Source organism: Clostridium sp. C1, assembly GCF_018223625.1.
In the GTDB taxonomy this organism is placed as follows: domain Bacteria; phylum Bacillota_I; class Bacilli_A; order Erysipelotrichales; family Coprobacillaceae; genus Allocoprobacillus.
In genome coordinates, this window is the sequence record NZ_CP073631.1 from 2,434,235 (window position 1) to 2,446,397 (window position 12,163).

The following is a 12,163-nucleotide window of genomic DNA, read 5'->3' on the forward strand; positions in this document are numbered from 1 at the left end:
ATGGCATTATGGGCTGGTAGATTTAAAAAAGAGATTAATGCAGATGTGAATGCTTTTAATTCATCTATATCATTTGATGCAAGAATGTATAAACATGATATTATGGGAAGTCAGGCCCATGCAAAAATGCTGGCAAAACAGGGGATTATTTCAAGACAGGATTTAGATGAAATCTTACAGGGATTGAATGATATTCTTCAAGAAATTGAAGAAGGAAAACTATTGTTTGATCCTGAAGCTGAAGATATTCATATGTTTATAGAAGCAGAGCTGACAAAGCGTTATCCAGTCAGTGGGAAAAAGTTGCATACAGCCAGATCACGTAATGATCAGGTAGCTTTAGATTTAAGATTATATACGCGTGATGAGATGAACGACATTAAAAATATGTTGATAGAGCTGATGAAAGTGATGATCGAAAAGGCTAAGGCTCACACCCATACAATTATGTGTGGTTATACGCATTTACAAAGAGCACAACCCATCACTTTTGCACATCACTTGATGGCTTATGTTGAAATGTTTTATCGTGATTATACAAGATTAGAAGATTGTTTGAAACGTATGAATGTATCACCACTAGGAAGTGGGGCATTAGCCACAACAACATATCCTATTGATAGAATGTTTGTCGCTCAAGAATTAGGTATGGACGATATTATGTATAATTCACTCGATGGTGTCAGCGATAGAGATTATGCGATAGAATTAGCTAATGATTTAGCTATGATTATGATGCATCTTTCACGTTTGAGTGAAGAAATCATCCTATGGTGTTCATGGGAATTTAAATATATTGAATTAGATGATGCTTATGCGACGGGGTCAAGCATCATGCCACAAAAGAAAAATCCAGATATTGCTGAACTTGTCAGAGGAAAAAGTGCCAGAGTCATCAATCATGTTTCAACACTTTTAACGATGATGAAAGGATTACCTTTGGCTTATAATAAGGATATGCAGGAAGATAAAGAAACATTATTTGATAGTATTGATCAAGTGAAAATGTGTTTACCTGTATTTACAGATATGATCAAGACAATGAAAGTGAATGTTGAACGTATGAAAGAATGTGCTGCCAAAGGATTTATCAATGCGACAGATTGTGCTGATTATCTTGTGAAAAAGGGTAGAGCTTTTAGAGATGCTTATAAAACAACAGGACAACTCGTTGCTTATTGTATTGATCATGATGAAGTGCTTGAAACACTTCCGTTAAATGTTTATCAGTCTTTTGATGAAGTTTTTGATGAAGATATTTATCAGGCTATATCACTTTTGACTTGTATTGAAAATAGAAAAGTGGAAGGTGGTCCAGCACCAGTAACTTGTCAAAAAGCAATTGAAAGAATGGTCAAGAAATTGGAGGCATTGAAATGATAAAAGTAGGAATTATAGGTGCCAGTGGGTATGCTGGAGCTGAACTGTATCGATTACTATTAGGTCATAAAGATGTAGATATTATTGCGATAAGTTCACAAAGTTATGAAGGAAAGATGATTTCTGATTTATATCCATCTTTTTATGGAAGATTTGATATGATGTTGACAAATGATCAGGAAGTATTGGAAAAGGCAGAGATGATTTTTGCTTCCCTTCCTCATGGGCTAAGTGAAAAATATGCGAAAGTTTGTGATGAAAAAGGAAAAAAATTTATTGATTTAGGTGCAGATTTTCGCTTGGATCATGAAAAAGATTATCAACAATGGTATCTTCATGATTATCAATATCCAGATCTTCATGAAAAACAGGTTTATGGTTTAAGTGAAGTCAATCGAGAACAAATTAAGAAAGCAACAATTATTGGAAATCCGGGATGTTATCCAACTTCTATTACTTTAGGACTTTATCCACTTTTAAAACATCATATGCAAAAAGATGAAAAGATTATTATTGATTCGAAGTCTGGAACAACAGGAGCTGGGAAATCGTTAACGGAAGACACGCATTTTCCAAAATGTAATGAATCTTTTCATCCTTACAAAATCGCAAGTCATCGTCATACTCCTGAAATTGAACAAGAACTTTCAAAGATGGCTCATCAGAATATAGAAGTTGTATTTACACCACATTTATTGCCAGTCAATCGTGGAATTATTTCTACCATATATGTATCTTTAAAGGACTCTGTATCATGGGATGATGTTTATGATATTTATCAAAAAACTTATCAAGATGAATATTTTGTAAGAGTCTTACCAAAAGGAAAAGTGGCTGATTTAAAATTTGTACAATATTCTAATTTCTGTGATATATCTTTACACTATGATGCAAGATATCATCAACTTATTATTGTATCAACTATTGATAATATGGTAAAAGGTGCAGCTGGACAGGCTATTCAAAATATGAATTTGATGTATGATTTAGATGAAAAAGAAGGTTTGATGATGATACCAGCATCATTTTAAGGGGGAAAATATATGTTTAAAGATATTGATGGAGGGGTGTGTGCCCCTCTAGGATTTCAAGCCTCTGGAATCCATTGTGGTATTAGAAAAAATAAAAGTAAAAAAGATTTGTCTTTAATTGTCAGTGATGTTATGTGCCATTGTGCGAGTACATATACTCAAAACAAGGTGAAAGGGGCACCCATCTATGTCACACAACAGCATTTAAAGAATCTTGAAGCCAAAGCTATTATTTGTAATAGTGGTAATGCCAATACATGTAATCCTAATGGTAAGGAGATTGCTGATAAAATTTGTCAATTATGTGGACAGGCATTAGGCATTGATAGCGATGATATTGTGGTTGCTTCCACAGGTGTGATTGGACAACCTTTAAGTATTGAACCATTTGAAAATCATATGGAACAATTGGTTCAATCTCTATCTACACAAGGAAGCAGTGATGCCTGTGAAGGAATCATGACAACAGATACTGTTAAAAAAGAGTATGCGGTTGAGTTGAAAATTGGTGATAAAATTTGTCACATTGGAGCAATCGCTAAGGGAAGTGGGATGATTCATCCCAATATGGCAACAATGTTAGCTTTTGTGACAAGCGATGTTGCGATTAATAAAGAGATGTTAAATGAAGTCATTCATGAAGTTGTTGATGATACATTTAATATGGTCAGTGTGGATGGTGATACATCAACAAATGATATGTTAACATTGATGTGTAATGGATTGGCTCAAAATCAAGAGATTACACAAAAAGATGAAAATTATTATGTTTTTAAAGAAGCATTGATGTATATTTGTACGAAATTATCTAAAGCGATTGCGAAAGATGGCGAAGGAGCAACAAAGCTATTAACATGTACAGTTTTGCATGGACAGACATTAAAAGATGCAAAAGTTGTAGCAAAATCTGTTATTACAAGTTCATTATTCAAGGCGGCTATGTTTGGTCAAGATGCGAATTGGGGTCGTATCTTATGTGCTATTGGTTATAGTCCAGCACAATATGATATTCAGAAAATTGATGTCGATTTAAAAAGTATTAAGGGGAAAATTCGTGTTTGTGAAAATGGTGGTGGCTATCCTTTTAGTGAGGAAAAAGCTGCTCAGATCTTAAGTGAAGATGAAATAGAAGTGATTGTTGATTTGCATGATGGTGAGTTTGAAGCTGTTGCATGGGGATGTGACTTGACTTATGATTATGTCAAAATCAATGGGGATTATCGCACATAAAGGGGAATGATTATGAATCAAAACGCAATTGTCAAAGCAGAAATTTTATCTCAGGCTTTACCATATATTCAAAAATATCATGATAAGATTGTTGTGATTAAATATGGTGGAAATGCTATGATTAATGAAGAATTGAAAATGAATGTTATTCAAGATGTTGTTTTATTGTCTGAAATTGGGATTAAAGTTATTTTAGTACATGGTGGTGGACCAGAGATTAATCAAACTTTAAAGAAAATGAATAAGGAATCTCAGTTTATTCATGGTTTACGATATACTGATGAAGAAACGATGGATGTTGTTCAAATGGTTTTAGCTGGAAAAACAAATAAGGATCTTGTGAAGTTGATTATGCAAAAAGGTGGAAATGCAGTTGGAATCAGTGGCATTGATAACCAGTTAATCGTTGCGAAAAAACATGAATGTGAAGATGATTTAGGTTATGTAGGAGATATTGTAAAAATCAATGCCCATATTATCATGGACTTATTGGATAAAGGGTATATTCCTGTTGTTTCAAGTGTAGGTTTAGATGAAGAAGGTCATACTTATAATATTAATGCTGATACAGCTGCTGCTGAGATTGCTGCTCAAGTTCAAGCTGAAAATATGATTCTAGTAAGTGATATACCGGGATTATTGATGGATAAAGAAGATGAATCAACACTAATTCCTTTAGTTCATGTCTATGAAGTGAAAGGATTAACAGATAAAGGGATTATTAGTGGTGGTATGATTCCTAAAGTAGAATGTTGTGTGAGGGCCATTCGCGAAAACGTTAAAAAAGCAGTGATTATTGATGGTCGTATTCCTCATTCTATTTTGATTGAAATGTTATCAAAAGATGGAATTGGAACAATGTTTACAAGATAGGAGGATTATATGGTTAATTTAAAGAATAGAAGTTTTTTAACTTTGAAAGATTATTCTCAAGAAGAAATTCGTTATTTATTGGATTTAGCACATCAATTAAAAAAAGAAAAAAAAGAGGGGAAAATTGGTGAATCTTTAAAAGGAAAGAACATTGTTTTGCTGTTTGAAAAAACATCTACACGTACACGTTGTGCATTTGAAGTGGCTGCTTTAGATGAAGGAGGCCATGTGACATTCTTGAGTAACTCACAAATGGGGAAAAAAGAATCTTTAGAGGATACAGCGAAAGTTTTAGGAAGAATGTATGATGGTATTGAATTTAGAGGCTTTGCCCAAAAAACTGTTGAAGATTTAGCAAAATATTCAGGGGTTCCAGTATGGAATGGCTTAACAGATGTTGATCATCCAACTCAGACACTTGCTGATTTTATGACAATAGAAGAACATCTTCATATACCTTTAAACAAAGTGAAATTTGTTTTTACAGGGGATATTCGTAATAATGTCTGTTATGGTTTAATGTATGGTGCAGCTAAGATGGGAATGCATTTTGTATGCTTAGGACCAAAAGATTTACAGGTTGATCCAGAGGTTTTTGCTTATTGCCAACAGGAAGCAAAAAAATCAGGTGGAAAAATAGAAATTTTAGATAATATTGATGATGCGGTTAAAGATGCAGATGTGATTTATACAGATATTTGGGTAAGTATGGGTGAAGATGAAGCTTTGTATAAACCAAGAGTTGAAATGTTATCACCTTATAAAGTCACAACCCAAATGATGAAAAAAACTGGAAAAGAAACAACGCTTTTTATGCATTGTTTACCTTCTTTTCATGATTTTGAAACGGAAGTAGCAAAGATAAAATATAAAGAAGGTATTGATATTAGAGAAGTAGAGGATGAAGTTTTCAGATCTTCACAATCTGTTGTTTTTGATGAAGCAGAAAACAGAATGCATACTATAAAGGCTGTTATGGTTGCAACAATAGGGAATAGATAAAGCTGTTTTTTAACGGCTTTTTTTATTTATAGAAGATTTTTGTATAAAATTGAAAAATAAAAAAAGAAAAATGAAATATTTTTGCGTATATAAATAATAGAGAGGTTAGAAATATTATATGATGTTTACTATAAGCAAAGATTTGTGTATAATATGTTTAGCCTCTCCTCTATAGGAGGGATTCGTTGATGAAAAAAGATCATGTGTTAAAGGATTTCTTCTCTTATCCTATCCGTTTTGCTGACTTCATGAATGCTCTTTTCTTTGATGGTTATGCTATCATCCATCCCTGTGACCTTCACCCTCTTGATTCCAGAGAGATATTTATTGGTGACTTTCTTTCTAAGGAACGTACTCATGATGTCATCATGATGTGGGAAAGAAAGGATTTTCAAGCTATCTTGATTCTTGAAGCTCAAAGCTGTGTTGACTTTACAATGGCATCAAGAACACTGCTTTATGATGCACTGGTCTACAATATGCAGGACAAGCGATTCAAGAATCATATGCTGATGCCAGTGATGAGCGTCGTATTGTTTCATGGCGAAGGGAAATGGAATGCCGTGACATCATTGCTGGAAAGAGTCAAAGGACCAGAGGAAATCAAGAGAAAACAGAATGACTGGAAGATGAGAGTTGTGGATATGAAGGAGATGGATGAGAATCTACTGAAAAATGAAGACAATAAAAAGGTCATCAGTGGATTAAAGACAATATGGAGAAAAGATGAAGAAGGATTGAAGAAGATGATCATTACAAAAGCGGTAGCCAGAGTACTGGCAACATTGACAGGGAGAGAAGATATACTGGAAAAAATGAAAGGAGATGGAGGAACAGTGGAAATGTATTCATTCTGGAAAGATGCAGAGAAATCAGGTATGGAAAAAGGAAAACAACAAGGGAAGTTAGGTTTAATCCTGCTACAATTAAAGAAAATCTTAGGGAAGCTTACACCAGAGCTGGAAATCAAGTTAGAAAAAAGTAGTGAAGAAAGTCTTGATACAATAGGAATACATATTTTAGAAATACATAATGAAGAAGATGTATTAAAATGGTTATAAGCAAAATTTGCTTTCTTAAATAGGTCAATTTTAAGCATAATGTTACAGTTTTGTAATATTATGCTTTTTTCTTTTTATAGTGATAAGAAAACGATATAATAGTTTTAAGATGAGAGGTGATTTGATGAATCCAATACATATAATGATTGTTGAAGATGATGATATACTTGCACGTGAAATCAAAGATTTTTTGATAAGATGGGGTTATCAAGCAGTTACAGCAACACATTTTGAGAATATTATGCAAGATTTTATGAATTATAAGCCACACTTAATCTTAATGGATATTAATTTGCCTTATTATGATGGATTTTATTGGTGTACACAAATCAGAAATATATCAGAAGTTCCCATTATTTTTATCAGCAGTCGAAATGATGATCATGATAAAATCAGAGCCATCTTACAAGGTGGAGATGATTATGTTGATAAACCATTTCATTTAGAACTTTTAAAAGCAAAAATAGAAGCCATTCTTAGACGAACGTATCAATATAAAGTGAAAGATCAGATGCGTATTAATGAAAATATATATTTTGATAAAATGAAAGGCAGCTTCTTTTATTATGAAAAAGAAATACCTCTAACAAAATCTGAAAGTCAAATTGTATGTTTGTTATTAGAATCAAAAGGAAATGTTGTTTCAAGACAAGAACTTATGGAAACATTGTGGAATACGGATGAATTTATATCAGATAATTCCCTTACTGTGCTTATATCACGTTTAAGAACAAAACTCAAAGAAACATGCCATCAAGATATTATTTATACAAAAAAAGGAAAGGGCTATTACATTCCATGAAATATATTCAAAAATATTATGTCTATCTACTGATCATTATTTTCATTATATTATCATATAACCTTTATTTTATATACTTAATACCACATGCTAATATACAATACCTTATTTATTTAGATGTAGTCATTATTATTTTACTTACAATGTTTTTACTTATAGATTTTTTCAAAGAAATACATCTTCAAGATAAAAAGAAAGAATATCTTAACTCAAAAGAAATCATTGCTTCACAGTTTGATCGCTATGAAAATATTGATATTGCTTATCATGATATCACAATACTTCAAGAACAACTCAATACACAATATCAGGCAAATTATGATCTTCAAGATTATATTGCAAAATGGTGTCATGAAATGAAGATTCCGCTATCTGCCAGTTTATTAATGAATCAAAAAAATTCTCATTTTCAACAAAAAGAAGATATGCAGGAACAATTAGAAAAAATGAATCAATATCTCAATCAAGTTTTAATCATTACAAGAATTCAAAGTCAATTATATGATATCAATATGAAGCCTGTTTCTTTAAGAGATTGTGTCTACCAATCATTAAAAAACAATCGCTTTTTCTTTATCAAAAAGCATTTTGAGATCAATGTACAAGTGGAAGATGTTCAAGTTTATAGTGATCAAACATGGTTAGTTTATATATTAGATCAGATTATGAGTAATGCTATTAAATATGCCAAAGAAAGTCCTTGTTTAAAAGTATGGATACAACAACAGGAAAAAGATATTGATTTATGGATTGAGGATAATGGTGAAGGTATTCAAACACAGGATTTACCAAGAATTTTTGATAAAGGCTATACAGGTATGAATCATCATAATGGGCAATATAAATCGACAGGAATGGGATTATATATGGTGAAAAAAATGATATCTCAGTTAGGACATCAAATCGAGGTAGAAAGTGAGTATCAAAGATACACAAAAGTAAAAATATCTTTTCAAGATCAAAGAGATTATTTTTATCGCTAACCTTTCAATCAATGTAAGATAAGCTAGGTTATTGTGAGGGAAATGTAAGGATTTCAAAGAGGTTCTATTTTACAATGAAGGTGTTAGGAGGAATAATTTATGGATAGAAAAAAGATTGTAGAAATCAAAGGTCTTGTGAAAAATTATGGGACAAGAGGATTTCAGACAAGAGTATTAAAAGGAATTGATTTAACGATTTATCAAAATGATTTTATTGCAATTATGGGACCTAGTGGAAGTGGAAAAACGACTTTACTGAATATTTTATCAACGATTGATAAACCTACACAGGGAATGGTTTTATTAGATGGTAAAGATATAACAAAAATGAAAAATAAAGAATTATCAAAACTAAGAAGGGATAAGATAGGATTTATTTTTCAAGACTATAATTTATTAGATACAATGACTTTACAAGATAACATTGCTTTACCATTATCCCTCAATGGTGTTTCATCTCAAGTTTGTATAGCGAAAAGTGAAAACTTAGCTTCTATCTTTGGTTTAAAAGAGCATTTAAAAAAATATCCTTATCAACTGTCAGGTGGACAAAAACAAAGAGGAGCAACTTGTCGAGCTTTAATTAGTGAACCAGAAATACTATTTGCAGATGAACCTACGGGAGCTTTAGATTCACGTTCTAGTCGTGATTTATTAGAACGTTTAAAAATGATTAATGATGAAGGAAAAGCAACGATCCTCATGGTTACACATGACCCTTTCAGTGCTTCTTATGCAAAAGATGTGTATATTTTAAGTGATGGCATGATGAAATGTCGTTTAACAAGAGGAGATAGTCGAAAAGAATTGTATGATCGTATTATTGATACACAGATTGCTATGGGAAGTGATTTTGCATGAGTCTTGTCAAATTGTCTTTTATTAATTTTAAAGCAAGTCTTAAAAATTATATTTCTTTAATTGCTTCACTAGCATTCACTGTTTTGATTATATTTAATTTTTTTAATCTTATGGCTTCACCCATTATGGAGTCATTAGGTCAAATGAATAGTCGTAATTTAAAGATTGTTATTCAGTGTGTTCTTATTGTTTTATCTTGTTTTATGTTTTTCTTTGTTTGGTATGCAACAAATGTTTTTTTGACAAAGCGTAAAAAGGAAATAGGAATCTATATTTTTATGGGACTCACTAATCAAAGAATTGGGAAATTATATATGTTAGAAACATTAATGATTGGTTTGGTTTCTTTGGTTATGGGAATAGGATTTGGAATTTTAGTTTCACAATTGTTTACAATGATTTTAATAACAATTTCAGATATAGAAGTCCAATTAACATTTCAGGTATCCTTATCAGCTGTTTTATGGAGTTGTATTCTTTATTTCATTGTTTATTTCATTTTTGTATTCAAAGGATACGTGAATTTAATACGAAGCAGTGTCTTAGATATGGTCAGTGCTAATCGTCAAAATGAATACATTAAACAAAATAAAATCATTCTCTTTTTAAAAGCACTATTAGGAATAATCATTCTTGTTTTAGGATATTATTTTGCTATTAAAAAGGGTGGTATGGAAACCATGTCTAATTCATTATTAGCTGTGGTTCTTGTGATTGTTGGTGTTTATTTGTTGTTTGGGGGCTTTGTTCCTTTAACTTATCAAAGTTTAGCTTCACATAAAACTTTTCTTTATAGATATCAAAGAACATTATGGATGAATCAAATGATTTATCGTATGAAGAAAAATTATCGAACTTATGCTATTGTCACAGTTTTGATGATTTGTTCTGTCACTGCTCTAGCAACTGGAGTCGCTATGTATGATCGTTATCAGACAATTCATGATTTTGAAAATATATACACTTATCAGATATTTAGCCAAAAAGATCATTTGCAAAATGAATTTGCTGGAGAAATAGAAAAACATAATGATATAGAGTATCAATCTCATATTGAAATTGTACAAATAGATCCTTCATTGGTAAATGAAAAATATGAAGATAACAGTTATGTTGTGATTCCTTATTCACAATTAAAACAATTAGCTAAGGATTCTAAACAGGAATTTGATTTACCTCAACTTCAAGATAATCAAGTTATAGATTTACAACATCAATATTTAATGACATTACTAACAGATGGTCGATTAGAAGATGTTGTTTTGAATCATAAAACTTATCAAACTATCGCCAGTACACAAGTTCCTTATTTAGGTTATCTTCAAGAACAAGTATCGTTTTATTGTGTGAGTGATGAGGAATTTGAAGATTTAAAATCTATAGGAACATCATTATATGTCTATAATTATAAAATTGATAATCCTAAAATGGTTAATGCATCTTTACAGGACATACAAAATCAGCCGGATTATGTGGGAATGATTAAGATGGATACTGAGAATGATTCTATTCAATGGATAAAAATGTTATATCCTGTTTGTATCTTTATGTTTATGGTGTTTATTTTTGCAAGTGGCAGTATCATTTTTATGAAGCTTTATAATGATGCATTTGAAGAAAAAGAACGTTATCGTGTTTTAAAGAAGATTGGAATTAGTCAAAAGACGTTAAAGAAAGGTATTCAAAAAGAATTATTATTTATTTATATAGATCCATTTTTGATTATGAGTGTATCATCGTATTTTTCAGTTCATGCTCTTGCTAATATGATGCAGACAGATTTATTAATGACAAATATTTTAAGTGTTGGAGTTATTAGTATCTTTTTCATATTATGTTATGGATTGTCCATTGTCATATATTGTCAAAATGCTGGAATTTATGAAAAACTATAGAAACTTAAAAGCCTACTTAGAAAAAAGTGGGTTTTTTATATAAAATTGAAAATAAAAAAAGAAAAATGAAATATTTTTGTGTATATAAATAATAGAGAGGTTAGAAATATTATATAGTGTTTACTATAAGCAATGATTTGTGTATAATATGTTTAGCCTCTCCTCTATAGGAGGGATTCGTTGATGAAAAAAGATCATGTGTTAAAGGATTTCTTCTCTTATCCTATGCGTTTTGCTGACTTCATGAATGCTCTTTTCTTTGATGGTCATGCTATCATCCATCCCTGTGACCTTCACCCTCTTGATTCCAGAGAGATATTTATTGGTGACTTTCTTTCTAAGGAACGCACCCATGATGTCATCATGATGTGGGAAAGAAAGGATTTTCAAGCTATCTTGATTCTTGAAGCTCAAAGCTGTGTTGACTTTACAATGGCATCAAGAACACTGCTTTATGATGCACTGGTCTACAACATGCAGGACAAGCGATTCAAGAATCATATGCTGATGCCAGTGATGAGTGTCGTATTGTTTCATGGCGAAGGGAAATGGAATGCCGTGACATCATTGCTGGAAAGAGTCAAAGGACCAGAGGAAATCAAGAGAAAACAGAATGACTGGAAGATGAGGGTAGTAGACATGAAGGAGATGGATGAAAACCTGCTGAAAAATGAAGACAATAAAAAGGTCATCAGTGGATTAAAGACAATATGGAGAAAAGATGAAGAAGGATTAAAGAAGATGATCATTACAAAAGCCGTAGCCAGAGTATTGGCAACATTGACAGGGAGAGAAGACATACTGAAAAAAATGAAAGGAGAAGAAGGAACGGTGGAAATGTATTCATTCTGGAAAGATGCAGAGAAAAAAGGAAAATTAAGTGTTGTTTTGAAATTGTTAGAAAAACTATTAGGCAAACTCACACCAGATTTAGAGATGAAGATTGTTAATAGTAAAGAAGAAACGCTTGATAGTATTATTATCCATATATTTGAAATACATAACGAAGAAGATGTATTAAAATGGTTATAAGCAAAAGGCATCA

The 12,163-nt window shown here is 31.6% G+C and carries 11 protein-coding genes; all 11 read left to right on the forward strand.

Annotated elements, in window-relative coordinates; all coding sequences use genetic code 11:
- Positions 1–1,380, forward strand: a complete 1,380-nt coding sequence (gene argH / locus KEC48_RS13030; protein ID WP_211962827.1) for an argininosuccinate lyase — start codon at positions 1–3, stop codon at positions 1,378–1,380.
- Positions 1,377–2,411: an N-acetyl-gamma-glutamyl-phosphate reductase gene (gene argC, locus KEC48_RS13035; protein WP_211962828.1), complete on the forward strand. Its 1,035-nt coding sequence runs from the start codon at positions 1,377–1,379 to the stop codon at positions 2,409–2,411. The genes argH and argC overlap by 4 nt, the downstream gene beginning before the upstream one ends.
- Before the next feature lie 12 nt (positions 2,412–2,423).
- Positions 2,424–3,641, forward strand: a complete 1,218-nt coding sequence (gene argJ, locus KEC48_RS13040; protein ID WP_211962830.1) for a bifunctional glutamate N-acetyltransferase/amino-acid acetyltransferase ArgJ — start codon at positions 2,424–2,426, stop codon at positions 3,639–3,641.
- A 12-nt stretch (positions 3,642–3,653) separates the two neighbouring features.
- A complete protein-coding gene (argB, locus tag KEC48_RS13045) occupies positions 3,654–4,514 on the forward strand; it encodes an acetylglutamate kinase (RefSeq protein WP_211962832.1) in 861 nt (286 codons plus the stop codon).
- A gap of 9 nt (positions 4,515–4,523) precedes the next feature.
- Entirely contained in the window at positions 4,524–5,516 is a 993-nt protein-coding gene (argF, locus tag KEC48_RS13050; protein WP_211962834.1) for an ornithine carbamoyltransferase, read from the forward strand.
- Positions 5,517–5,704: 188 nt separating this feature from the next.
- Entirely contained in the window at positions 5,705–6,577 is an 873-nt protein-coding gene (locus tag KEC48_RS13055) for an Rpn family recombination-promoting nuclease/putative transposase (RefSeq protein WP_211962836.1), read from the forward strand.
- A gap of 124 nt (positions 6,578–6,701) precedes the next feature.
- Positions 6,702–7,379, forward strand: a complete 678-nt coding sequence (locus KEC48_RS13060) for a response regulator transcription factor (protein WP_211962838.1) — start codon at positions 6,702–6,704, stop codon at positions 7,377–7,379.
- 143 nt (positions 7,380–7,522) lie between these two features.
- Positions 7,523–8,362, forward strand: a complete 840-nt coding sequence (locus KEC48_RS13065; protein WP_211962840.1) for a sensor histidine kinase — start codon at positions 7,523–7,525, stop codon at positions 8,360–8,362.
- A gap of 99 nt (positions 8,363–8,461) precedes the next feature.
- Positions 8,462–9,223, forward strand: a complete 762-nt coding sequence (locus KEC48_RS13070) for an ABC transporter ATP-binding protein (protein ID WP_087357087.1) — start codon at positions 8,462–8,464, stop codon at positions 9,221–9,223.
- Complete coding sequence (locus KEC48_RS13075; RefSeq protein ID WP_211962842.1) at positions 9,220–11,118, forward strand: ABC transporter permease; 1,899 nt, start codon at positions 9,220–9,222, stop codon at positions 11,116–11,118. Before KEC48_RS13070 ends, KEC48_RS13075 begins: the two co-directional genes overlap by 4 nt.
- Before the next feature lie 183 nt (positions 11,119–11,301).
- A complete protein-coding gene (locus tag KEC48_RS13080; RefSeq protein ID WP_087360474.1) occupies positions 11,302–12,150 on the forward strand; it encodes an Rpn family recombination-promoting nuclease/putative transposase in 849 nt (282 codons plus the stop codon).
- Positions 12,151–12,163 lie beyond the last annotated feature (13 nt).